The organism is Pseudomonas lactis (genome assembly GCF_001439845.1).
GTDB classification, from domain to species: domain Bacteria; phylum Pseudomonadota; class Gammaproteobacteria; order Pseudomonadales; family Pseudomonadaceae; genus Aquipseudomonas; species Aquipseudomonas lactis.
The window spans coordinates 1-23032 of the sequence record NZ_JYLO01000022.1; the positions used below are offsets into that span (position 1 = coordinate 1).

Annotated in this window: 22 protein-coding genes and 4 tRNA genes; all 26 read left to right on the forward strand. The window is 55.1% G+C overall.

Features of this window, described 5'->3' with window-relative positions; genetic code table 11:
• Positions 1 to 212 precede the first annotated feature (212 nt).
• The 26 genes from birA to rplV all read left to right on the forward strand — a co-directional run bounded on the left by birA (position 213) and on the right by rplV (position 23021).
• A complete protein-coding gene (gene birA, locus TX24_RS28440; RefSeq protein ID WP_057711959.1) occupies positions 213 to 1172 on the forward strand; it encodes a bifunctional biotin--[acetyl-CoA-carboxylase] ligase/biotin operon repressor BirA in 960 nt (319 codons plus the stop codon).
• Positions 1162 to 1911, forward strand: coding sequence for a pantothenate kinase (locus TX24_RS28445; RefSeq protein ID WP_057711929.1), 750 nt, complete (start codon positions 1162 to 1164; stop codon positions 1909 to 1911). The genes birA and TX24_RS28445 overlap by 11 nt, the downstream gene beginning before the upstream one ends.
• Before the next feature lie 7 nt (positions 1912 to 1918).
• Positions 1919 to 2365: a hypothetical protein gene (locus TX24_RS28450; protein WP_057711930.1), complete on the forward strand. Its 447-nt coding sequence runs from the start codon at positions 1919 to 1921 to the stop codon at positions 2363 to 2365.
• A gap of 142 nt (positions 2366 to 2507) precedes the next feature.
• Positions 2508 to 2592, forward strand: a tRNA-Tyr gene (locus TX24_RS28455).
• A gap of 24 nt (positions 2593 to 2616) precedes the next feature.
• Positions 2617 to 2690, forward strand: a tRNA-Gly gene (locus tag TX24_RS28460).
• A 26-nt stretch (positions 2691 to 2716) separates the two neighbouring features.
• Positions 2717 to 2792: transfer RNA gene (locus TX24_RS28465), tRNA-Thr, on the forward strand.
• A gap of 143 nt (positions 2793 to 2935) precedes the next feature.
• Positions 2936 to 3011: transfer RNA gene (locus TX24_RS28470), tRNA-Trp, on the forward strand.
• A 45-nt stretch (positions 3012 to 3056) separates the two neighbouring features.
• The gene (secE, locus tag TX24_RS28475) at positions 3057 to 3425 is read left to right on the forward strand and encodes a preprotein translocase subunit SecE (protein ID WP_003194658.1); all 369 of its coding nucleotides are present in this window, start codon (positions 3057 to 3059) and stop codon (positions 3423 to 3425) included.
• A gap of 9 nt (positions 3426 to 3434) precedes the next feature.
• On the forward strand, positions 3435 to 3968 hold the full coding sequence (gene nusG, locus TX24_RS28480) for a transcription termination/antitermination protein NusG (RefSeq protein ID WP_003176436.1): 534 nt from the start codon (positions 3435 to 3437) through the stop codon (positions 3966 to 3968).
• Positions 3969 to 4084: 116 nt separating this feature from the next.
• A complete protein-coding gene (gene rplK, locus TX24_RS28485; RefSeq protein WP_003176435.1) occupies positions 4085 to 4516 on the forward strand; it encodes a 50S ribosomal protein L11 in 432 nt (143 codons plus the stop codon).
• The gene (gene rplA, locus TX24_RS28490; RefSeq protein ID WP_003176434.1) at positions 4516 to 5211 is read left to right on the forward strand and encodes a 50S ribosomal protein L1; all 696 of its coding nucleotides are present in this window, start codon (positions 4516 to 4518) and stop codon (positions 5209 to 5211) included. Before rplK ends, rplA begins: the two co-directional genes overlap by 1 nt.
• A 199-nt stretch (positions 5212 to 5410) precedes the next feature.
• On the forward strand, positions 5411 to 5911 hold the full coding sequence (rplJ, locus tag TX24_RS28495) for a 50S ribosomal protein L10 (RefSeq protein WP_003176433.1): 501 nt from the start codon (positions 5411 to 5413) through the stop codon (positions 5909 to 5911).
• A gap of 78 nt (positions 5912 to 5989) precedes the next feature.
• Positions 5990 to 6355: a 50S ribosomal protein L7/L12 gene (gene rplL / locus TX24_RS28500; protein WP_003176432.1), complete on the forward strand. Its 366-nt coding sequence runs from the start codon at positions 5990 to 5992 to the stop codon at positions 6353 to 6355.
• 219 nt (positions 6356 to 6574) lie between these two features.
• On the forward strand, positions 6575 to 10648 hold the full coding sequence (gene rpoB, locus TX24_RS28505; RefSeq protein WP_010206926.1) for a DNA-directed RNA polymerase subunit beta: 4074 nt from the start codon (positions 6575 to 6577) through the stop codon (positions 10646 to 10648).
• A 64-nt stretch (positions 10649 to 10712) separates the two neighbouring features.
• On the forward strand, positions 10713 to 14912 hold the full coding sequence (rpoC, locus tag TX24_RS28510) for a DNA-directed RNA polymerase subunit beta' (RefSeq protein WP_003194653.1): 4200 nt from the start codon (positions 10713 to 10715) through the stop codon (positions 14910 to 14912).
• A gap of 216 nt (positions 14913 to 15128) precedes the next feature.
• Positions 15129 to 15500 (forward strand): 30S ribosomal protein S12, encoded by a 372-nt coding sequence (rpsL, locus tag TX24_RS28515; RefSeq protein WP_002555494.1) that lies wholly within the window; start codon positions 15129 to 15131, stop codon positions 15498 to 15500.
• A gap of 118 nt (positions 15501 to 15618) precedes the next feature.
• On the forward strand, positions 15619 to 16089 hold the full coding sequence (gene rpsG / locus TX24_RS28520) for a 30S ribosomal protein S7 (protein WP_002555493.1): 471 nt from the start codon (positions 15619 to 15621) through the stop codon (positions 16087 to 16089).
• Positions 16090 to 16119: 30 nt separating this feature from the next.
• Positions 16120 to 18225, forward strand: a complete 2106-nt coding sequence (fusA, locus tag TX24_RS28525) for an elongation factor G (RefSeq protein ID WP_003194651.1) — start codon at positions 16120 to 16122, stop codon at positions 18223 to 18225.
• 30 nt (positions 18226 to 18255) lie between these two features.
• On the forward strand, positions 18256 to 19449 hold the full coding sequence (gene tuf, locus TX24_RS28530; protein WP_003176426.1) for an elongation factor Tu: 1194 nt from the start codon (positions 18256 to 18258) through the stop codon (positions 19447 to 19449).
• Between the two features lie 157 nt (positions 19450 to 19606).
• Positions 19607 to 19918: a 30S ribosomal protein S10 gene (gene rpsJ, locus TX24_RS28535; RefSeq protein WP_003186070.1), complete on the forward strand. Its 312-nt coding sequence runs from the start codon at positions 19607 to 19609 to the stop codon at positions 19916 to 19918.
• An 81-nt stretch (positions 19919 to 19999) separates the two neighbouring features.
• Positions 20000 to 20635, forward strand: a complete 636-nt coding sequence (gene rplC, locus TX24_RS28540; RefSeq protein ID WP_003194649.1) for a 50S ribosomal protein L3 — start codon at positions 20000 to 20002, stop codon at positions 20633 to 20635.
• Between the two features lie 12 nt (positions 20636 to 20647).
• A complete protein-coding gene (gene rplD, locus TX24_RS28545) occupies positions 20648 to 21250 on the forward strand; it encodes a 50S ribosomal protein L4 (RefSeq protein ID WP_003176424.1) in 603 nt (200 codons plus the stop codon).
• Positions 21247 to 21546: a 50S ribosomal protein L23 gene (rplW, locus tag TX24_RS28550; protein WP_002555488.1), complete on the forward strand. Its 300-nt coding sequence runs from the start codon at positions 21247 to 21249 to the stop codon at positions 21544 to 21546. Before rplD ends, rplW begins: the two co-directional genes overlap by 4 nt.
• 14 nt (positions 21547 to 21560) lie before the next feature.
• Positions 21561 to 22385, forward strand: a complete 825-nt coding sequence (gene rplB, locus TX24_RS28555) for a 50S ribosomal protein L2 (RefSeq protein WP_003186055.1) — start codon at positions 21561 to 21563, stop codon at positions 22383 to 22385.
• A 16-nt stretch (positions 22386 to 22401) separates the two neighbouring features.
• Positions 22402 to 22677, forward strand: a complete 276-nt coding sequence (gene rpsS, locus TX24_RS28560) for a 30S ribosomal protein S19 (protein WP_002555486.1) — start codon at positions 22402 to 22404, stop codon at positions 22675 to 22677.
• An 11-nt stretch (positions 22678 to 22688) separates the two neighbouring features.
• Positions 22689 to 23021 (forward strand): 50S ribosomal protein L22, encoded by a 333-nt coding sequence (gene rplV / locus TX24_RS28565; protein ID WP_003103908.1) that lies wholly within the window; start codon positions 22689 to 22691, stop codon positions 23019 to 23021.
• Positions 23022 to 23032 lie beyond the last annotated feature (11 nt).

Below are 23032 nucleotides of genomic sequence, written 5' to 3' on the forward strand. Positions count from 1 at the left end.
CAGTGAAACGATGCATCGCCGATGGTAGTGTGGGGTTTCCCCATGTGAGAGTAGGTCATCGTCAAGATTAAATTCCGAAACCCCAATTGCGAAAGCAGTTGGGGTTTTGTTTTGGGCGCTCGAAAATCTCGACCCAGACTGATATCCAGCCTTTCTATGCAATGACCCTGCGCATGGCTATCATGCGTGCCTCATTCTGAGGCGATATGTGCATGCTGACGTTGTTGAAACTTCTGAAAGATGGTCAGTTCCATTCTGGAGAAGCGCTTGGCGCTGCCTTGGGCGTTAGTCGCAGTGCCGTGTGGAAGCAGCTTCAGCATCTTGAGGCAGAATTGAATCTCCCCATTCATAAGGTGCGGGGCCGCGGATATAGATTGGCTGCGCCATTGGTGTTTTTGAATGCGCAGGAGATTTCTCTGGGCGCGGCTTCCTTGGCTTGGCCCGTTCACATTTTCGACTCCATTGATTCCACTAATGCTGAGGCTTTACGTCTTATCGGTGCGGGCAGTGCGGCTCCTTTTGTTGTGCTGGCGGAGCAGCAAACGGCGGGTAGGGGGCGACGAGGCCGAAAGTGGGTCAGCCCATTTGCGCAAAACGTTTACTACAGCCTTGTATTGCGTATTGAGGGCGGTCTGCGGCAACTGGAAGGGCTGAGTCTGGTGGTGGGGCTGGCAGTCCTGCAGGCTCTGCGTGAGTCGGGTGTGCGGGGTGCAGCTTTGAAGTGGCCAAACGACGTCCTGGTTGGGCAAAAGAAAATCTCAGGCATCTTGCTTGAGTTGGTGGGAGATCCTGCAGATATCTGTCACGTTGTGCTAGGGATAGGTATCAATGTGAATATGCAGAAGGCTGTAGAGGTTGATCAGCAATGGACTTCGATGCAGCTCGAGGCTGGCTCTCCTGTGGATCGTAATCACCTGGTGGCGCGTTTGGGTTTGCAACTACAAGCCTACCTAGATCGACACAAGGCTGCGGGTTTTGCAGGGTTGCAAGACGAATGGGAACAGCATCACGCCTGGCAGGGGAAGTCCGTGTCTCTTATCGCGGGCGTCAATCAGATTGATGGGGTTGTGCTGGGCGTGGATCGTCAGGGCGCCTTGCGTTTGAATGTCGGTGGCGTTGAGAAAATATACAGCGGTGGTGAGTTAAGCCTGAGGTTGCGTGATGATTCTTGAGCTCGACTGTGGAAATAGCTTTATCAAATGGCGTGTTCTTGAGTTGAGTGAGGCAACTGTTCGCGCGGAAGGCATCGCAGGTTCGGATATCGCGCTGATCGATAGTTTGGTGGCTTTGCCTGGTCTATTGCTCACGCGTTGTCGGTTGGTGAGTGTTCGCGCGCTTGAGGAGACCGATAAGCTGATAGCAGCCTTGGTAGCGGCATTTGGCGTTGCTGTTTCCTGTGCAACGTCTGCTCAAGAAATGGGTGGAGTGCGCAATGGCTACGACGACTTCCAGCGCCTGGGGATGGATCGATGGCTGGCCATGCTGGGCGCGTTCAAGTTGGCGTCAGGTGCATGCTTGGTACTCGACTTTGGTACAGCGGCGACAGCAGATTTTATTGGTCCGGACGGTGGGCACCTGGGTGGGTTTATTTGCCCGGGTATGCCGCTTATGCGGAATCAGCTGCGAACCCATACCCGCAAGATACGCTATGACGATGCGGCCGCTGAGCGGGCTCTGGAGCGTCTCTCTCCTGGTCGAACGACCGTAGAGGCTGTCGAGCGTGGTTGTACGCTCATGCTTAGAGGGTTCGTGCTGACCCAGCTCGAGTTGGCCCGAGGCTATTGGGGGGAGGATTTCACGGTCTTCCTCACTGGAGGCGATGCCGACCTGGTCAGGGAAGCTGCGCCTCAGGCTCGGCTGGTCCCGGACCTGGTGTTTGTTGGTTTGGCGATGGCGTGTCCTTTGTCTTGAGGTGATTATGCGCTGGCTGTTTTTACTTTTACTGGTTCTCAATGTTTTCTATTACGTCTGGCATCAGCAAGGGGCGCCATTGCGGGCCAAGGATGTCACGCCCTTGAGTCTCCATCGGGGAGCACAACAAGATATTCGCCTGCTGAGTGAGTCGGCAGATGCGGTGGCGCGGCGTGATCGGGCTAGGCCGGCGGAGGCGCAAAATACCTGCTTATACATCGGTGGGTTCTCTGATCGACGCCAAGCCTCCTCTCTCGAACAGAGGCTCACGAGCCTGGATATCAAGGTCAAGGTCCAGTTGCTGAACGCACCGGACGCCTCGGGTTATTGGTTGCGCGTAGCCCCTGAGAGCCGTCGCCTGGCTGACGATCTGCCCTTTGAAAGCCTTGCTAATGAATTCAATGAGTTAAAACATAAAATAATGCTGTGTGAAGGCATTGCAACTCTCGAATAGTTTGCATAGAATGGCGCCCGCTTCGCAGTGAAGACCTTTAAGGGCTACAGTGCAAAGCTACCGTCAATGCAGCTAACCTCATAATTTAAATGAGAAAATGCTTGACAGAAGGTCGGCGTGATGTAAAATGCCGGCTCGCTTAGGAGGGGTTCCCGAGCGGCCAAAGGGATCAGACTGTAAATCTGACGTCTACGACTTCGAAGGTTCGAATCCTTCCCCCTCCACCATTTTTAGCGTGAGCTGCAAGCTCCGCGGGTATAGTTTAGTGGTAGAACCTCAGCCTTCCAAGCTGATGATGCGGGTTCGATTCCCGCTACCCGCTCCAAGTTTGCAGGTTGTGCAGGGTGTTTCGCTCTTGTAGCTCAGTTGGTAGAGCACACCCTTGGTAAGGGTGAGGTCAGCGGTTCAAATCCGCTCAAGAGCTCCATATAACAAGGCAGATATGAAAATATCTGCCTTTGTTTTAACAGCTGCCTCGGCTTGAATGTTGTTCGATGTTTCAGGTCTTGTGGGGTTGGTTGTTGTAAAGTCTTTTTCAGGCCTGCATAATGGTCGGCCTGATTTTGTTTTAGGTCAGTAGCTCAATTGGCAGAGCGACGGTCTCCAAAACCGTAGGTTGGGGGTTCGATTCCCTCCTGACCTGCCAGATTCACGTGGTGTGTCTGGCTTTCTTTTCACAGGATCTTCATAGATGACTCCTAAGGCTGAAGCTCAAAGCTCTCGTTTCGATCTGGTAAAGTGGCTCGCTGTAGTCGCCTTGGTGGTCGTAGGCGTTGTTGGCAATCAGTACTATTCTGCTTCGCCGATCCTGTACCGTGTACTCGCTTTGCTTGCCCTTGCTGCTGTAGCTGCCTTTGTAGGCCTGCAGACTGCCAAAGGCAAGTCCTTCGCGGTACTGGTTAAGGAAGCTCGCACCGAAATCCGTAAAGTCGTTTGGCCGACTCGCCAAGAAACCACGCAGACCACATTGATTGTCGTGGCTGTTGTTCTGGTTATGGCGTTGCTGTTGTGGGGGCTTGATTCCCTGCTCGGCTGGCTTGTTTCCTTGATTGTTGGCTAAGGGTGTCCCGTGGCTAAGCGTTGGTACGTTGTGCATGCTTACTCGGGTTACGAGAAGCATGTTATGCGCTCTTTGCTGGAGCGCGTAAAGCTGGCAGGCATGGAAGATGGCTTCGGCGAAATTCTGGTTCCCACTGAAGAAGTGGTTGAAATGCGGAATGGGCAGAAGCGCAAAAGCGAACGCAAGTTCTTCCCTGGCTACGTGCTGGTACAGATGGACATGAACGAAGGTACTTGGCACTTGGTCAAGGATACCCCTCGCGTCATGGGCTTCATTGGCGGTACTGCCGATAAGCCTGCTCCGATCACCGATAAAGAGGCGGAAGCAATTCTGCGTCGTGTTGCTGACGGTAGCGACAAGCCCAAGCCGAAGACGTTGTTCGAGCCGGGTGAGGTTGTTCGCGTTACAGACGGTCCGTTTGCTGATTTCAACGGTACGGTCGAAGAAGTTAACTACGAAAAGAGCCGGATCCAAGTGGCAGTGCTCATTTTCGGTCGCTCTACTCCGGTAGAGTTGGAGTTCAGCCAGGTCGAGAAGGTCTAGCTGGGCAAGCATCCCAACCCCGCAGCTTCGGCTGTGGGGTTTTGTCGTCACTGGGATAAACGCGCAAGTAACCGGGGAGCCTTTCGAGGCGTTTGAACCCGTAATTGGAGTGCCTCATGGCCAAGAAGATTACCGCTTACATCAAGCTGCAAGTGAAGGCCGCTCAGGCCAACCCTAGCCCACCCGTCGGTCCAGCTCTGGGTCAGCACGGCGTGAACATCATGGAATTCTGCAAGGCCTTCAACGCCCGTACTCAGGGTCTTGAGCCAGGTCTGCCGACTCCAGTGATCATCACTGTATACAGCGACCGTAGCTTCACCTTCGAAACCAAGTCGACCCCGGCTTCGGTTTTGCTGAAGAAAGCTGCCGGTCTGACTAGCGGTTCCGCTCGTCCTAACACCGTTAAGGTTGGCACTGTAACCCGTGCTCAGCTGGAAGAAATCGCGAAAACCAAAAACGCGGATCTGACTGCAGCTGATATGGATGCAGCCGTGCGTACCATCGCCGGTTCTGCTCGTAGCATGGGCCTTAACGTGGAGGGTGTGTAATGGCTAAGCTGACCAAGCGCCAAAAGGCTATCGCCGGCAAAATCGAAGCGGGCAAGTCCTACAACTTCGTAGACGCTGCTGCCCTGCTGACCGAGCTGTCGACTGTCAAGTTCAGCGAGTCTGTTGACGTTGCTGTAAACCTGGGTGTTGACCCGCGTAAATCCGACCAGGTCGTTCGTAGCGCTACTGTGCTGCCACACGGCACTGGCAAGACTGTACGTGTTGCTGTCTTCACCCAAGGCCCAGCTGCTGAAGCTGCTCTGGCCGCTGGTGCTGATCGCGTTGGCATGGACGACCTGGCTGCCGAAATGAAAGGCGGCGACCTGAACTATGACGTCGTAATTGCTTCCCCGGATGCAATGCGCGTTGTAGGTCAGTTGGGTCAGATCCTCGGTCCACGTGGCCTGATGCCTAACCCTAAAGTCGGCACCGTAACGCCAGACGTAGCTACCGCGGTTAAAAACGCCAAGGCTGGTCAGGTTCGTTATCGCACCGACAAAAACGGCATCATTCACACCTCCGTTGGCAAAGTCGGCTTCGATGCCGTCAAGCTGAAGGAAAACGTTGAAGCCCTGATCGCTGATCTGAAGCGTATCAAGCCTGCTTCCTCGAAAGGTATCTACGTTAAGCGCGTTACCCTGAGCACCACTATGGGCCCAGGTCTGGTCATCGACCAAGGCTCGCTGGACGTATAAGACATAAATTGGCGCAAGTAATTGCGCCAATTGAAAGATTGGGGTCCCTGCCTGGCGGGGGCTATCCAAGACCGTAGGCGACGCAAGTCTTAAACCAACAAGCCTACGCAGATGGTGCTCCCGGTTCCTTACCGAATCAGACACCAAAACGACATCAGGCCTAGGCCAGATGAAACGGTAACAAGCAGGAGTTAAACCCGTGGCAATTAATCTCGAAGACAAGAAGGCCATCGTCGCTGAAGTCAACGAGGCTGCCAAAGCTGCTCTGTCCGCTGTCGTGGCTGATGCCCGTGGTGTGACAGTAGGCGCTATGACCGGACTCCGTAAAGAGGCTCGTGAAGCTGGCGTATACGTACGTGTTGTACGTAACACCCTGCTCAAGCGCGCTGTTGCTGACACTGAATACAGTGTTCTCAACGACGTGTTCACCGGCCCGACTCTGATCGCGTTCTCTAAAGATCATCCAGGCGCTGCTGCCCGTTTGTTCAAAGAATTCGCCAAGAGTCAGGATAAGTTCGAGATCAAGGCAGCTGCGTTCGAGGGCAAGTTCCTCGCAGCTAACCAAATCGACGTACTGGCAACACTGCCGACCCGTAACGAAGCTATTTCGCAGCTGATGAGCGTGATTCAAGGCGCTACCAGCAAGCTGGCTCGTACTCTGGCTGCAGTTCGCGAGCAAAAAGAAGCTGCCGCAGCCTAAGGCTGAGCAAATTCTCTCGCGTATTTTTGTTTATTTCGATGGCCGCGTAGGCCGTCCCCCAATTCAGGAAATACAGCAATGTCTATCTCCCAAGACGATATCCTCAACGCCGTAGCTGAAATGTCGGTTCTGCAGGTTGTTGAGCTGATCAAAGCTTTCGAAGAAAAATTCGGCGTTTCCGCTGCCGCTGCTTCCGCTGGCCCAGCTGTTGCTGCTGTCGCTGCTGAAGAGCAAACCGAATTCAACGTCATGCTGCTGGAAGCTGGCGAGAAGAAAGTAAACGTGATCAAGGCAGTACGTGAACTGACCGGTCTGGGCCTGAAAGAAGCCAAGGCTGTAGTTGACGGCGCTCCTGCCCAGGTTCTGGAAGCTGTGTCGAAAGACGCCGCTGACAAAGCCAAAGCTACTCTGGAAGAAGCAGGCGCTAAAGTCGAGCTGAAGTAAGCATCGACCTTGCGTCTCCAGCCCAAGCGTTAAGCTGAAGGCTGATGGCTGGTGGCTCTTGCCACCGGCCTTTTTCCGTTCTTGGCTGTCGACTCGGTCGCCGCCATTAACGCGCTGTAGCCACCCGAAGCGGTGGTGCAAACCATGGGGTTTGCAAGATTTTCTGGCTGCTCCCGTCGGAGGGGCCAAACAAGCAGGTGACCAAGCTGGGGAACGCTGATGGCTTACTCATATACTGAGAAAAAACGTATCCGCAAGGACTTTAGCAAGTTGCCGGACGTCATGGATGTCCCGTACCTTCTGGCTATCCAGCTGGATTCGTATCGTGAATTCTTGCAGGCGGGAGCGACCAAAGATCAGTTCCGCGACGTGGGCCTGCATGCGGCCTTCAAATCCGTTTTCCCGATCATCAGCTACTCCGGCAATGCTGCGCTGGAGTACGTCGGTTATCGCCTGGGCGAACCGGCATTTGATGTCAAAGAATGCGTGTTGCGTGGCGTTACGTACGCCGTACCTTTGCGGGTAAAAGTCCGTCTGATCATTTTCGACAAAGAATCGTCGAACAAAGCGATCAAGGACATCAAAGAGCAAGAAGTCTACATGGGCGAAATCCCACTGATGACTGAAAACGGTACCTTCGTAATCAACGGTACCGAGCGTGTAATCGTTTCCCAGCTGCACCGTTCCCCGGGCGTGTTCTTCGACCACGACCGCGGCAAGACGCACAGCTCCGGCAAACTCCTGTACTCCGCGCGGATCATTCCGTACCGCGGTTCGTGGTTGGACTTCGAGTTCGACCCGAAAGACTGCGTGTTCGTGCGTATCGACCGTCGTCGCAAGCTGCCGGCCTCGGTATTGCTGCGCGCGCTCGGTTACACCACTGAGCAAGTGCTGGATGCTTTCTATACCACCAACGTATTCAGCCTGAAGGATGAAACCCTCAAGCTGGAACTGATCGCTTCGCGTCTGCGTGGTGAAATTGCTGTCCTGGACATCCAGGACGAAAAAGGCAAGGTCATCGTTGAGGCTGGCCGTCGTATCACTGCGCGCCACATCAACCAGATCGAAAAAGCCGGTATCAAAGAGCTGGAAGTGCCACTGGACTACGTCCTGGGTCGCACTACCGCCAAGGTCATCGTTCACCCGGCTACAGGCGAAATCCTGGCTGAGTGCAACACCGAGCTGAACACCGAGATCCTGGCCAAGATCGCCAAGGCCCAGGTTGTTCGCATCGAGACCCTGTACACCAACGATATCGACTGCGGTCCGTTCATCTCCGACACACTGAAGATCGACTCCACCAGCAACCAATTGGAAGCGCTGGTCGAGATCTATCGCATGATGCGTCCTGGTGAGCCACCAACCAAAGACGCTGCCGAAACCCTGTTCAACAACCTGTTCTTCAGCCCTGAGCGCTATGACCTGTCTGCGGTCGGCCGGATGAAGTTCAACCGTCGTATCGGTCGTACCGAGATCGAAGGTTCGGGCGTGCTGTGCAAGGAAGACATCGTCGCGGTATTGAAGACCCTGGTCGACATCCGTAACGGCAAAGGCATCGTCGATGACATCGACCACCTGGGTAACCGTCGTGTTCGCTGCGTAGGCGAAATGGCCGAGAACCAGTTCCGCGTTGGCCTGGTACGTGTTGAGCGTGCGGTCAAAGAGCGTCTGTCGATGGCTGAAAGCGAAGGCCTGATGCCGCAAGACCTGATCAACGCCAAGCCAGTGGCTGCTGCGGTGAAAGAGTTCTTCGGTTCCAGCCAGCTTTCGCAGTTCATGGACCAGAACAACCCGCTCTCCGAGATCACCCACAAGCGCCGTGTTTCTGCACTGGGCCCGGGCGGTCTGACCCGTGAGCGTGCTGGCTTTGAAGTCCGTGACGTACACCCGACGCACTACGGTCGTGTTTGCCCGATCGAAACGCCGGAAGGTCCGAACATCGGTCTGATCAACTCCCTGGCTGCCTATGCGCGCACCAACCAGTACGGCTTCCTCGAAAGCCCGTACCGTGTGGTGAAAGACGCCCTGGTCACCGACGAGATCGTATTCCTGTCCGCCATCGAAGAAGCTGATCACGTGATCGCTCAGGCTTCGGCCACTATGAACGACAAGAAAGTCCTGGTCGACGAGCTGGTAGCTGTTCGTCACTTGAACGAGTTCACCGTCAAGGCGCCGGAAGACGTCACCTTGATGGACGTTTCTCCGAAGCAGGTAGTTTCGGTTGCAGCGTCGCTGATCCCGTTCCTGGAACACGATGACGCCAACCGTGCGTTGATGGGTTCCAACATGCAGCGTCAAGCTGTACCGACCCTGCGTGCTGACAAGCCGCTGGTAGGTACCGGCATGGAGCGCAACGTAGCGCGTGATTCCGGCGTTTGCGTCGTGGCTCGTCGTGGCGGTGTGATCGACTCCGTTGATGCCAGCCGCATCGTGGTTCGTGTTGCCGATGACGAAGTAGAAACTGGCGAAGCCGGTGTCGACATCTACAACCTGACCAAATACACCCGCTCGAACCAGAACACCTGCATCAACCAGCGTCCGCTGGTGAGCAAGGGTGATCGCGTTCAGCGTAGCGACATCATGGCCGACGGCCCGTCCACCGACATGGGTGAACTGGCTCTGGGTCAGAACATGCGCATCGCGTTCATGGCATGGAACGGCTTCAACTTCGAAGACTCCATCTGCCTGTCCGAGCGTGTGGTTCAAGAAGACCGCTTCACCACGATCCACATTCAGGAACTGACCTGTGTGGCGCGTGATACCAAGCTTGGGCCTGAGGAAATCACTGCAGACATCCCGAACGTGGGTGAAGCTGCACTGAACAAGCTGGACGAAGCCGGTATCGTTTATGTAGGTGCTGAAGTTGGCGCTGGCGATATCCTGGTCGGTAAGGTCACTCCGAAAGGCGAGACCCAACTGACGCCGGAAGAGAAGCTGCTGCGTGCCATCTTCGGTGAAAAAGCCAGCGACGTTAAAGACACCTCCCTGCGTGTACCTACCGGTACCAAGGGTACTGTCATCGACGTACAGGTCTTCACCCGTGACGGCGTTGAGCGTGATGCTCGTGCACTGTCCATCGAGAAGACCCAGCTCGACGAGATCCGCAAGGATCTGAACGAAGAGTTCCGTATCGTTGAAGGCGCGACCTTCGAACGTCTGCGTTCCGCTCTGGTAGGCCACAAGGCCGAAGGTGGCGCAGGCCTGAAGAAAGGTCAGGACATCACCGACGAAATCCTCGACGGTCTTGAGCACGGCCAGTGGTTCAAACTGCGCATGGCTGAAGACGCTCTGAACGAGCAGCTCGAGAAGGCCCAGGCCTATATCGTTGATCGCCGCCGTCTGCTGGACGACAAGTTCGAAGACAAGAAGCGCAAACTGCAGCAGGGCGATGACCTGGCTCCAGGCGTGCTGAAAATCGTCAAGGTTTACCTGGCAATCCGTCGCCGCATCCAACCGGGCGACAAGATGGCCGGTCGTCACGGTAACAAGGGTGTGGTCTCTGTGATCATGCCGGTTGAAGACATGCCGCACGATGCCAATGGCACCCCGGTCGACGTGGTCCTCAACCCGTTGGGCGTACCTTCGCGTATGAACGTTGGTCAGATCCTTGAAACCCACCTGGGCCTCGCGGCCAAAGGTCTGGGCGAGAAGATCAACCGTATGATCGAAGAGCAGCGCAAGGTCGCAGACCTTCGTAAGTTCCTGCACGAGATCTACAACGAGATCGGCGGTCGCAACGAAGAGCTGGACACCTTCTCCGACCAGGAAATCCTGGATCTGGCGAAGAACCTGCGCGGCGGCGTTCCAATGGCTACCCCGGTGTTCGACGGTGCCAAGGAAAGCGAAATCAAGGCCATGCTGAAACTGGCAGACCTGCCAGAAAGCGGCCAGATGCAGCTGTTCGACGGCCGTACCGGCAACAAGTTCGAGCGCCCGGTTACTGTTGGCTACATGTACATGCTGAAGCTGAACCACTTGGTAGACGACAAGATGCACGCTCGTTCTACCGGTTCGTACAGCCTGGTTACCCAGCAGCCGCTGGGTGGTAAGGCTCAGTTCGGTGGTCAGCGTTTCGGGGAGATGGAGGTCTGGGCACTGGAAGCATACGGTGCTGCATACACTCTGCAAGAAATGCTCACAGTGAAGTCGGACGATGTGAACGGTCGTACCAAGATGTACAAAAACATCGTGGACGGCGATCACCGTATGGAGCCGGGCATGCCCGAGTCCTTCAACGTGTTGATCAAAGAAATTCGTTCCCTCGGCATCGATATCGATCTGGAAACCGAATAACACGTGACGCGAATCGAGAGCGGGGCTGTTTAGCCCGCTCTCTGCTCCGCCAGGAGGAAAGGCCTTGAAAGACCTACTGAATTTGCTGAAAAACCAGGGTCAAGTCGAAGAGTTCGACGCCATCCGTATTGGATTGGCATCGCCTGAGATGATCCGTTCGTGGTCGTTCGGTGAAGTTAAAAAGCCGGAAACCATCAACTACCGTACGTTCAAACCAGAACGTGACGGCCTGTTCTGCGCCAAGATCTTTGGCCCGGTAAAGGATTACGAGTGCCTGTGCGGTAAGTACAAGCGCTTGAAGCACCGTGGTGTGATCTGCGAGAAGTGTGGCGTTGAAGTCGCGCTGGCCAAGGTTCGTCGTGAGCGCATGGCGCACATCGAACTGGCTTCGCCGGTTGCCCACATCTGGTTCCTGAAATCGTTGCCGTCCCGTATCGGCTTGCTGATGGACATGACCCTGCGTGATATCGAACGTGTTCTCTACTTCGAGAGCTATGTCGTTATCGACCCAGGCATGACCACCCTTGAAAAAGGTCAGCTGCTGAACGACGAGCAGTACTTCGAAGCGCTGGAAGAGTTCGGCGACGATTTCGATGCCCGCATGGGTGCCGAAGCTGTCCGCGAACTGCTGCACGCTATCGACCTGGAGCACGAGATTGGTCGTCTGCGCGAAGAGATTCCGCAAACCAACTCCGAAACCAAGATCAAGAAGCTGTCCAAGCGTCTGAAGTTGATGGAAGCCTTCCAGGGTTCCGGCAACTTGCCAGAGTGGATGGTGCTGACCGTTCTGCCGGTTCTGCCGCCAGACCTGCGTCCGCTGGTACCGTTGGACGGTGGTCGTTTCGCGACGTCCGACCTCAACGACCTGTACCGCCGCGTGATCAACCGTAACAACCGCTTGAAGCGCCTGCTTGATCTGTCCGCTCCGGACATCATCGTGCGCAACGAAAAGCGTATGTTGCAAGAAGCGGTCGATGCCCTGCTCGACAACGGTCGTCGTGGCCGCGCTATCACAGGTTCCAACAAGCGTCCTCTGAAATCCCTAGCTGACATGATCAAGGGTAAGCAAGGTCGTTTCCGTCAGAACTTGCTCGGTAAGCGTGTTGACTACTCCGGTCGTTCGGTAATTACCGTAGGCCCGACCCTGCGTCTGCACCAGTGCGGTCTGCCTAAGAAGATGGCACTCGAGCTGTTCAAGCCGTTCATCTTCGGCAAGCTAGAAATGCGCGGTCTCGCGACCACCATCAAAGCGGCCAAGAAAATGGTCGAGCGCGAACTGCCAGAGGTTTGGGACGTTCTTGCTGAAGTGATCCGCGAACACCCGGTTCTCCTCAACCGTGCACCGACCCTTCACCGTCTGGGTATCCAGGCGTTTGAACCTGTACTGATCGAAGGTAAGGCTATCCAGCTGCACCCTCTGGTCTGTGCTGCGTACAACGCCGACTTCGACGGCGACCAAATGGCCGTGCACGTACCGCTGACACTGGAAGCTCAGTTGGAAGCGCGTGCGTTGATGATGTCGACCAACAACATCCTGTCGCCAGCCAACGGTGAGCCAATCATCGTTCCGTCGCAGGACGTTGTATTGGGTCTGTACTACATGACCCGTGAAGCGATCAACGCCAAGGGCGAAGGTCGTGTGTTCGCTGACCTGCAAGAAGTTGACCGTGTGTTCCGTGCCGGCGAAGCCGCACTGCACGCCAAGGTCAAAGTGCGGATCCACGAAACCGTCAACGACCGTGACGGCGGCAGCGTGAGCAACACCCGTATCGTCGACACCACTGTCGGCCGTGCGCTGTTGTACCAGGTTGTGCCAAAAGGTCTGTCGTACGACGTCGTCAACCTGCCGATGAAGAAAAAGGCGATCTCCAAGCTGATCAACCAGTGCTACCGCGTGGTTGGTTTGAAAGAGACCGTTATCTTCGCTGACCAGTTGATGTACACAGGTTTCGCTTACTCGACTATCTCCGGCGTTTCCATCGGCGTTAACGACTTCGTTATCCCGGATGAAAAAGCTCGCATCATCAGTGCTGCCACTGACGAAGTGAAAGAGATCGAGAGCCAGTACGCCTCCGGCCTGGTAACCCAGGGCGAGAAGTACAACAAGGTGATCGACCTTTGGTCCAAGGCGAACGACGAAGTTTCCAAGGCGATGATGGCCAACCTCTCGAAAGAGAAAGTCATCGACCGTCACGGCGACGAAGTTGACCAGGAATCCTTCAACTCGATGTACATGATGGCCGACTCGGGCGCGCGGGGTTCTGCTGCGCAGATCCGTCAGCTCGCCGGTATGCGTGGCCTGATGGCCAAGCCGGACGGTTCCATCATCGAAACGCCGATCACTGCGAACTTCCGTGAAGGTTTGAGCGTACTTCAGTACTTCATCTCCACTCACGGTGCTCGTAAGGGTCTTGCGGATACCGCGTTGAAAACCGCTAACTCCGGTTACCTGACTCGTCGTCTGGTAGACGTTGCACAAGATCTGGTTGTAACCGAGATCGATTGCGGCACCGAGCACGGCCTGCTGATGACTCCGCACATTGAAGGCGGTGACGTTGTAGAGCCACTGGGTGAACGTGTATTGGGTCGTGTTATTGCCCGTGACGTATTCAAGCCAGGTACCGAGGAAGTTATCGTTCCTGCCGGCACCCTGGTTGACGAGAAGTGGGTCGAGTTCATCGAACTCAACAGCATCGACGAAGTGATCGTTCGCTCGCCGATCAGCTGCGAAACCCGCTACGGCATCTGCGCCAAGTGCTACGGCCGTGACTTGGCTCGTGGTCACCAGGTGAACATCGGTGAAGCGGTCGGCGTTATCGCTGCCCAGTCCATCGGTGAGCCGGGTACCCAGCTGACCATGCGTACGTTCCACATCGGTGGTGCGGCAAGCCGGACCTCCGCAGCCGACAGCGTTCAGGTGAAGAATGGCGGTACCGTCCGCCTGCACAACCTCAAGCACGTTGAGCGAGTGGATGGCCACCTGGTTGCTGTGTCCCGTTCCGGTGAGCTGGCCATCGCTGATGACTACGGTCGTGAGCGTGAGCGTTACAAGCTGCCGTACGGTGCTGTGATTTCGGTTAAAGAAGGTGACAAGGTCGACGCTGGCGCAATCGTGGCCAAGTGGGATCCGCACACTCACCCAATCGTTACCGAAATGAAAGGTACCGTGACCTACGTGGGCATGGAAGAAGGCATCACGATCAAGCGTCAGACTGACGAATTGACCGGTATGACCAACATTGAAGTACTCGACGCCAAAGATCGTCCAGCTGCCGGTAAGGACATCCGTCCTGCCGTGAAGATGGTCGATGACAACGGCAAGGATCTGTTGCTGCCAGGCACTGACGTAATCGCTCAGTACTTCCTGCCAGCCAACGCCCTGGTCGGTGTAGCGGATGGTGCGAAGATCGCGATCGGTGATGTTATCGCGCGTATCCCGCAAGAAACTTCGAAGACCCGTGACATCACCGGTGGTCTGCCGCGTGTTGCCGACTTGTTCGAAGCTCGTCGTCCGAAAGAAGCGTCGATTCTGGCTGAAGTCAGCGGCACCATCGCGTTCGGTAAAGAGACCAAGGGCAAGCGCCGTCTGGTCATTACCCCGAACGACGGTAGCGATCCGTATGAAGAGCTGATTCCGAAGTGGCGTCACCTGAACGTGTTCGAAGGCGAACAGGTAAACCGCGGCGAAGTTATCTCCGACGGTCCGAGCGATCCACACGACATCCTGCGTCTGCTGGGTGTGAGTGCGCTGGCCAAGTACATCGTTAACGAGATCCAGGACGTTTACCGTCTGCAAGGCGTGAAGATCAACGACAAGCACATCGAGACCATCCTGCGTCAGATGCTGCGTAAAGTTGAAATCGCTGAATCCGGCGATTCCAGTTTCATCAAGGGCGACCAGATGGAACTGACTCACGTACTGGTAGAAAACGAGCGCCTGGCGAACGAAGAGAAATTTGTCTCCAAGTTCACTCGCGTGTTGCTGGGTATCACCAAGGCGTCGTTGTCCACTGAGTCGTTCATCTCGGCGGCCTCCTTCCAGGAGACCACTCGCGTACTGACCGAAGCAGCGGTAACCGGCAAGCGCGATTACCTGCGCGGCCTGAAAGAAAACGTAGTCGTGGGTCGTCTGATCCCGGCGGGTACCGGTTTGGCTTATCACAGCGAGCGTAAGCGTCGCCGTGATGCTGACAAGCCGCTGCGCGTAAGCGCCAGTGAAGTGGAAGCTGCACTGACCGAAGCGCTGAACTCAAGCGGTAACTGAGTTCTGCGATAGATGAGTCTGGGCCCTGACACTCCCATTCGTCGGATCGAGGCATTTTTGCCCCGGTTCGACGCGAGGGGAGGTCGGGGCCTTGCCTTGACTGGGGACAAGATCCTCTTTAGACTCTTGTACCCCTAAATTTGGCGGGAATTCGTTCCTGCCATTTTGCTTTTCTTGCAAGACAATAGCGTCGCAAGACAACAGTGGAGCTAGTAGATGGCAACTATCAACCAGCTGGTACGTCAGCCGCGTAAGCGTATCGTCGAGAAATCCGACGTACCTGCGCTGCAGAACTGCCCGCAACGTCGTGGCGTATGCACCCGTGTGTATACCACCACGCCGAAAAAACCTAACTCGGCACTGCGTAAAGTATGCCGTGTGCGTCTGACCAACGGTTTCGAGGTTTCCTCGTACATCGGCGGTGAAGGCCACAACCTGCAAGAGCACAGCGTGGTACTGATCCGCGGCGGTCGTGTAAAAGACTTGCCAGGTGTTCGTTATCACACCGTACGCGGTTCTTTGGATACTTCCGGCGTTAAAGGTCGTAACCAGGGTCGTTCGAAGTACGGTACCAAGAAGCCTAAGTAGTAGCGGCTTTTTGTAAACCTGAATCATCTTATTTTCTGAGTCGATAAGAGTAAGGTCGGAGGCGTCCCGAAAGGGCACCGATTCCGAGCGAACCTGAAGACCGTTTGAGGGCTTATCCATGCCAAGAAGACGCGTAGCAGCCAAGCGCGAAGTGCTTGACGATCCAAAATACGGAAGCCAAATTCTGGCCAAGTTCATGAACCACGTGATGGAAAGCGGCAAGAAAGCCGTTGCCGAGCGTATCGTTTATGGCGCGCTGGAAAAGGTTAAAGAACGCAAGAACAGCGACCCCCTGGAAATCTTCGAGAAAGCTCTCGACGCCATCGCTCCGCTGGTCGAAGTGAAGTCGCGCCGTGTAGGCGGTGCTACTTACCAGGTTCCGGTTGAAGTTCGCCCGTCCCGTCGTAACGCTCTGGCAATGCGCTGGTTGGTAGACTTCGCCCGTAAGCGCGGCGAGAAGTCTATGGCTCTGCGTTTGGCCGGCGAACTGTTGGACGCTGCTGAAGGTAAAGGTGCTGCTGTTAAGAAGCGTGAAGACGTGCACCGTATGGCTGAAGCCAACAAAGCTTTCTCGCACTACCGCTTCTAATTTTAGCTTCACTAATTTTGCGAGGGCTTTATGGCTCGTACTACTCCGATTAGCCGCTACCGTAACATCGGTATCGTCGCTCACGTGGATGCTGGTAAAACCACCACCACCGAGCGCGTACTGTTTTACACCGGCAAAAGTCACAAAATGGGCGAGGTGCATGACGGCGCCGCGACCACAGACTGGATGGTTCAGGAGCAGGAGCGTGGTATTACCATTACTTCTGCTGCTATTACCGCCTTCTGGAAAGGTTCCGAGAAGCAGTACAAAGACGAGCATCGCTTCAACGTAATCGATACCCCGGGCCACGTAGACTTCACCATTGAAGTTGAGCGTTCCCTGCGCGTACTCGACGGCGCTGTCGTTGTGTTCTGCGGCACCTCGGGTGTTGAGCCTCAGTCGGAAACCGTATGGCGTCAAGCCAACAAGTACGGTGTTCCACGTCTTGTTTATGTAAACAAGATGGACCGTGCTGGTGCCAACTTCCTGCGCGTGATCGGTCAGATCAAGCAGCGTCTGGGTCACACTCCGGTGCCTATCCAGTTGGCTATCGGTTCCGAAGACAACTTCCAGGGTCAGATCGATCTGATCAACATGGAAGCTGTTTACTGGAATGATTCCGACAAAGGTATGGTTCCTGTTCGTAAGCCTATCCCTGAAGAGCTTCAGGAACTGGCTGACGAGTGGCGCAACAACATGGTTGAGGCTGCTGCCGAAGCCAGCGAAGAGCTGATGAACAAATACCTCGAAGGTGAAGAACTCACCAACGTGGAAATCAAGGCCGCTCTGCGTCAGCGTACTATCGCTGGTGAGATCGTCTTGGCTGTTTGCGGTTCCTCGTTCAAGAACAAGGGTGTTCCCCTGGTTCTCGACGCCGTTATCGACTACCTGCCTGCTCCAACCGACATTCCTGCTATCAAGGGTTCCAACCCTGATAACGAGGAAGAAGAAATGGAGCGTCACGCCGATGACAACGAGCCGTTCTCGGCTCTGGCGTTCAAGATCGCTACCGACCCATTCGTGGGTACTTTGACCTTCGTCCGCGTTTACTCGGGCGTGTTGGCCTCCGGCGACGGCGTGATCAACTCGGTTAAAGGCAAGAAAGAGCGCGTGGGTCGTATGGTGCAAATGCACGCAAACGCCCGTGAAGAGATCAAGGAAGTACGCGCTGGTGACATCGCGGCCCTGATCGGCATGAAGGACGTCACCACTGGTGAGACTTTGTGCGACGCTGCCAAGCCAATCATCCTGGTTCGCATGGACTTCCCGGAGCCGGTTATTTCGGTTGCCGTAGAGCCTAAGACCAAGGATGACCAGGAAAAAATGGGTATCGCTCTGGGCAAACTTGCTCAGGAAGATCCATCTTTCCGCGTCAAGACTGATGAAGAGACTGGTCAAACGATCATCTCCGGCATGGGCGAGCTGCACCTGGACATCCTGGTTGACCGGATGCGCCGTGAGTTCAACGTCGAAGCCAACATCGGTAAGCCTCAGGTTTCCTATCGTGAGCGCATCACGAAGAACTGTGAAATCGAAGGCAAGTTCGTTCGTCAGTCCGGCGGTCGTGGTCAGTTCGGTCACTGCTGGATCCGTTTTGCTCCTGCTGACGAAGGTCAGGAAGGTCTGCAATTCGTGAACGAAGTAGTAGGTGGTGTTGTTCCTAAGGAATACATCCCTGCTATCCAGAAGGGTATCGAAGAGCAGATGAAGAACGGTGTTGTTGCCGGCTATCCGCTGATCGGCCTGAAAGCAACCGTTTTTGACGGTTCTTACCACGACGTCGACTCCAACGAGATGGCGTTTAAGGTGGCTGCTTCCATGGCAACCAAGCAACTGGCCCAGAAGGGCGGTGGTGAGTTGCTTGAGCCAATCATGGCGGTAGAAGTTGTTACACCTGAAGACTATATGGGTGATGTCATGGGCGACCTTAACCGTCGTCGCGGCATGATCTTGGGTATGGAAGACACGGTTTCCGGCAAAGTGATTCGCGCCGAGGTTCCGTTGGGCGAGATGTTCGGTTATGCGACCGACGTTCGTTCCATGTCCCAGGGTCGCGCAAGCTACTCTATGGAATTCAAAAAATACAACACAGCTCCGGCGCACATCGCTGAAACTGTATCCAAAAAACAAGGCTGATTCAGTCCTTTAGGCAAGGAGTTAATTGTCGTGGCTAAAGAAAAATTTGATCGTTCCCTACCGCACGTCAACGTTGGCACCATCGGTCACGTTGACCACGGTAAAACCACTCTGACTGCTGCTCTGACTCGCGTTTGCTCCGAAGTATTCGGTTCCGCAATCGTTGATTTCGATAAAATCGACAGCGCGCCAGAAGAGAAAGCTCGTGGTATCACCATCAACACCGCGCACGTTGAATACAACTCGCTGATCCGTCACTACGCTCACGTTGACTGCCCAGGTCACGCTGACTATGTGAAGAACATGATCACCGGTGCTGCCCAGATGGACGGCGCAATCCTGGTTTGCTCGGCCGCTGATGGTCCGATGCCACAAACCCGTGAGCACATCCTGCTGTCCCGTCAGGTTGGCGTTCCGTACATCGTGGTTTACCTGAACAAGGCTGACCTGGTAGACGACGCTGAGCTGCTGGAACTGGTTGAGATGGAAGTGCGCGATCTGCTGAGCACTTACGACTTCCCAGGTGACGACACTCCGATCATCATCGGTTCTGCTCGTATGGCTCTGGAAGGCAAAGACGATAACGAAATGGGCACCACGTCCGTTCGTAAACTGGTTGAGACTCTGGATAGCTACATCCCAGATCCAGTCCGTGTTATCGACAAGCCGTTCCTGATGCCAATCGAAGACGTATTCTCGATCTCCGGTCGCGGTACTGTTGTAACTGGTCGTATCGAGCGCGGTATCGTCAAGGTACAAGATCCACTGGAAATCGTTGGTCTGCGTGACACTACCGTCACCACCTGCACCGGTGTTGAAATGTTCCGTAAGCTGCTCGACGAAGGTCGTGCTGGCGAGAACTGCGGCGTTCTGCTGCGTGGTACCAAGCGTGACGACGTTGAGCGTGGCCAGGTTCTGGTCAAGCCAGGTTCGGTTAAGCCGCACACCAAGTTCGAAGCTGAAGTGTACGTGCTGAGCAAAGAAGAAGGCGGTCGTCACACTCCGTTCTTCAAAGGCTACCGTCCACAGTTCTACTTCCGTACTACTGACGTGACTGGTAACTGCGAACTGCCGGAAGGCGTAGAAATGGTAATGCCAGGCGACAACATCAAAATGGTTGTCACCCTGATCAAAACCATCGCTATGGAAGACGGTCTGCGTTTCGCAATCCGTGAAGGCGGCCGTACCGTTGGTGCTGGCGTTGTAGCTAAAATCATCGAGTAATCTCTCTTTTGAGTGAGCTTTGATGTTTTGAGAAAGCCCCCGCTTAGCGGGGGCTTTTTTATTGGGTTGACACCTATCTAGGGCGTCTATAGAATTGCGCCTCCTTTTAACGGGCGTATTGCGCCCGGTGGGAATAGCAGCCGGAGTCTGAAATCCAATGCAAAATCAGCAAATCCGTATCAGGTTGAAGGCTTTTGACCATCGCCTGATCGACCAATCCACCCAGGAAATCGTGGAAACCGCGAAACGTACTGGTGCTCAAGTGCGTGGTCCAATTCCACTGCCTACCCGTAAAGAGCGGTTCACCGTTCTGGTCTCCCCGCACGTCAACAAAGACGCGCGTGACCAGTACGAGATCCGTACTCATAAGCGCGTACTGGACATCGTCCAGCCAACGGATAAAACCGTTGATGCACTTATGAAGCTCGATCTGGCGGCCGGTGTGGAAGTACAGATCAGCCTCGGCTAAGACTTGGGTCTTAGTCGTGTAACGCTCTGAAATGGGCGGCCATAGCGGGTGAAAGCCCCGTACACTCATGAGGTTTACAACATGACTATTGGTGTAGTCGGTCGTAAATGCGGTATGACCCGTATTTTCACCGAAGAAGGTGTCTCCATTCCGGTCACGGTCATTGAGATCGAACCGAATCGCGTCACCCAGTTCAAAACTGAAGAAACCGATGGCTATCGTGCAGTGCAAGTCACTGTCGGCGAGCGTCGTGCTTCGCGCGTGACTGCTGCTCAAGCAGGTCACTTCGCTAAAGCAAACGTTGCAGCTGGTCGTACTGTCATGGAGTTCCGCCTTGAAGACGGCGACTACCAGGCTGGCGATCTGATCAACGCTGAAATCTTCGCCGCTGGTCAACTGGTTGATGTAACCGGTCAGTCCAAAGGTAAAGGCTTCCAGGGTACGATCAAGCGTTGGAATTTCCGTGGTCAAGACAACACTCACGGTAACTCCGTTTCCCACCGCGTCCCGGGCTCTATTGGCCAGTGCCAGACTCCTGGTCGTGTATTCAAGGGCAAAAAAATGTCCGGTCATATGGGCGCTGAGCGCGTGACCGTGCAGTCCCTCGAAGTAGTGCGCGTCGACGCTGAACGCAATCTGTTGTTGGTCAAGGGTGCTGTTCCTGGCGCTACTGGCGGCAACCTGGTTGTACGTCCAGCGGCCAAGGCTCGCGGTTAAGGGGAAGCTGACATGCAATTAAATGTAAATGACGCTCAAGCGATCGAAGTTTCCGAACTGACATTTGGCGGCGAATTCAACGAGACGCTCGTTCACCAAGCAGTCGTGGCCTACATGGCCGGCGGCCGTCAAGGTAGCAAGCAGCAAAAGACCCGTTCCGACGTACGTGGTGGCGGTAAGCGCCCTTGGCGTCAGAAAGGCACTGGCCGTGCTCGTGCCGGTACTATCCGTAGCCCAATCTGGCGTGGCGGCGGTACCACTTTCGCAGCTCGTCCACAGGATCACTCTCAGAAGCTCAACAAGAAGATGTACCGCGCAGCACTGCGCTCCATCCTTGCTGAACTCGTGCGTACTGATCGTCTGGTCGTGGTTCAGGACTTCGCTGTTGAAAGTCCAAAAACCAAAGATCTGCTGGGCAAACTGAACAACATGAGCCTGACCGACGTTTTGATCGTGTCTGAAGCTGTTGATCAGAACCTGTACCTGGCTGCTCGCAACCTGCCACACGTTGATGTACGTGACGTGCAAGGTTCCGATCCAGTTAGTCTGATCGCATACGACAAGGTGTTGATCACCGTGTCGGCCGTGAAGAAATTCGAGGAGCTGCTGGGATGAACCAGGAACGCGTATTTAAAGTTCTGCTTGGCCCGCACGTTTCCGAAAAGGCTACGGTTCTGGCTGACAAGAAAGGCCAGTTCGTTTTCAAGGTTGCAACTGACGCAACCAAGCTGGAAATCAAGAAGGCCGTCGAAAGCCTGTTCAGCGTGAAAGTAGAGCGTGTTACTACCCTGAATGTTCTGGGTAAGAGCAAGCGCACTGCTCGCGGTCTGGGCAAGCGTAATGACTGGAAGAAGGCAGTTATCTCCCTTCAGCCAGGCCAAGATCTCGATTTCAGCAGCAGTGCTGAGTAAGGAAGGGGTGCATCATGGCAATCGTTAAATGCAAACCGACTTCCCCTGGCCGCCGTTTTGTGGTCAAGGTGGTCAACCAGGAGCTGCATAAAGGCGCTCCTCACGCACCGCTGCTCGAGAAAAAATCGAAGTCTGGTGGTCGTAACAACAATGGTCGCATTACCACTCGTCACATCGGTGGTGGCCATAAGCAGCATTATCGTCTGGTCGACTTCCGTCGCAACGACAAAGATGGCATCGCTGCCACTGTCGAGCGTATCGAATACGATCCAAACCGTACTGCTCACATCGCTCTGCTGCTGTACGCAGATGGCGAGCGTCGCTACATCATCGCCCCTAAAGGCGTGAGTGCTGGCGACCAGCTGATCGCAGGTGCTCTGGCACCGATCAAGCCGGGCAACGCTCTGCAACTGCGTAACATTCCAGTTGGTAGCACCGTACACGGCATCGAATTGAAGCCAGGTAAAGGCGCACAGATCGCTCGTTCCGCTGGTGCTTCGGCTCAGCTGATCGCTCGTGAAGGTGTCTACGTGACCCTGCGTCTGCGTTCTGGTGAGATGCGTAAAGTACTGGCTGAATGCCGTGCGACCCTGGGCGAAGTCTCGAACTCCGAGCACAGCCTGCGTTCGTTGGGTAAAGCTGGTGCCAAACGCTGGCGTGGCGTTCGCCCAACCGTTCGTGGTGTTGCCATGAACCCGGTTGACCACCCACACGGTGGTGGTGAAGGTCGTACCTCTGGTGGTCGTCATCCGGTATCGCCATGGGGCTTCCCGACTAAGGGCGCGAAGACTCGTGGTAATAAGCGTACCGACAAAATGATCGTCCGTCGTCGCAAGTAAATAGAGGGATACGACAGTGCCACGTTCTCTGAAAAAAGGTCCTTTTATTGATCTTCACCTACTGAAGAAGATCGAAGTGGCGGCGGAAAAGAACGATCGCAAACCAGTTAAAACCTGGTCGCGTCGTTCGATGATCCTGCCACAAATGGTCGGTCTGACCATCGCAGTACACAACGGTCGTCAACACGTCCCAGTTCTCGTTAACGAAGACATGGTCGGCCACAAACTGGGCGAGTTTGCCGGTACCCGCACTTATCGTGGGCACGTGGCAGACAAGAAAGCCAAGCGTTAAGGGGTTAGGAAATGGAAGTAGCCGCTAAGTTGTCGGGCGCTCGAATCTCCGCCCAGAAAGCCCGCTTGGTCGCCGACCAGATCCGCGGGAAGAAGGTGGGCGAAGCGCTCAACCTGTTGGCTTTCAGCAGTAAGAAAGCCGCCGAGATCATGAAGAAAGTGCTGGAGTCGGCCGTAGCCAACGCCGAGCATAACGAAGGCGCAGACGTTGATGACCTGAAGGTCAGCACCGTTTTCGTCAACGAAGGGCGTTCGCTGAAGCGCATCATGCCACGTGCCAAAGGCCGTGCTGATCGCATCGTCAAGCGGTCTTGCCATATCACTGTCAAGGTTGCTGACAAGTAACGGAGTCGAAG

What these genes read in the sequence shown, in the direction of transcription:
- rplA (WP_003176434.1), top strand. Translation starts at nt 4,516, where the DNA reads ATGGCTAAGCTGACCAAGCGCCAAAAGGCTATCGCCGGCAAAATCGAA.
- rpoB (WP_010206926.1), top strand. Translation starts at nt 6,575, where the DNA reads ATGGCTTACTCATATACTGAGAAAAAACGTATCCGCAAGGACTTTAGC.
- rplC (WP_003194649.1), top strand. Translation starts at nt 20,000, where the DNA reads ATGACTATTGGTGTAGTCGGTCGTAAATGCGGTATGACCCGTATTTTC.
- fusA (WP_003194651.1), top strand. Translation starts at nt 16,120, where the DNA reads ATGGCTCGTACTACTCCGATTAGCCGCTACCGTAACATCGGTATCGTC.
- rplL (WP_003176432.1), top strand. Translation starts at nt 5,990, where the DNA reads ATGTCTATCTCCCAAGACGATATCCTCAACGCCGTAGCTGAAATGTCG.
- TX24_RS28450 (WP_057711930.1), top strand. Translation starts at nt 1,919, where the DNA reads ATGCGCTGGCTGTTTTTACTTTTACTGGTTCTCAATGTTTTCTATTAC.
- rplV (WP_003103908.1), top strand. Translation starts at nt 22,689, where the DNA reads ATGGAAGTAGCCGCTAAGTTGTCGGGCGCTCGAATCTCCGCCCAGAAA.
- rplK (WP_003176435.1), top strand. Translation starts at nt 4,085, where the DNA reads ATGGCCAAGAAGATTACCGCTTACATCAAGCTGCAAGTGAAGGCCGCT.
- birA (WP_057711959.1), top strand. Translation starts at nt 213, where the DNA reads ATGCTGACGTTGTTGAAACTTCTGAAAGATGGTCAGTTCCATTCTGGA.
- rpsG (WP_002555493.1), top strand. Translation starts at nt 15,619, where the DNA reads ATGCCAAGAAGACGCGTAGCAGCCAAGCGCGAAGTGCTTGACGATCCA.
- rpsJ (WP_003186070.1), top strand. Translation starts at nt 19,607, where the DNA reads ATGCAAAATCAGCAAATCCGTATCAGGTTGAAGGCTTTTGACCATCGC.
- rplB (WP_003186055.1), top strand. Translation starts at nt 21,561, where the DNA reads ATGGCAATCGTTAAATGCAAACCGACTTCCCCTGGCCGCCGTTTTGTG.
- rplD (WP_003176424.1), top strand. Translation starts at nt 20,648, where the DNA reads ATGCAATTAAATGTAAATGACGCTCAAGCGATCGAAGTTTCCGAACTG.
- rplW (WP_002555488.1), top strand. Translation starts at nt 21,247, where the DNA reads ATGAACCAGGAACGCGTATTTAAAGTTCTGCTTGGCCCGCACGTTTCC.
- secE (WP_003194658.1), top strand. Translation starts at nt 3,057, where the DNA reads ATGACTCCTAAGGCTGAAGCTCAAAGCTCTCGTTTCGATCTGGTAAAG.
- TX24_RS28445 (WP_057711929.1), top strand. Translation starts at nt 1,162, where the DNA reads ATGATTCTTGAGCTCGACTGTGGAAATAGCTTTATCAAATGGCGTGTT.
- rpsL (WP_002555494.1), top strand. Translation starts at nt 15,129, where the DNA reads ATGGCAACTATCAACCAGCTGGTACGTCAGCCGCGTAAGCGTATCGTC.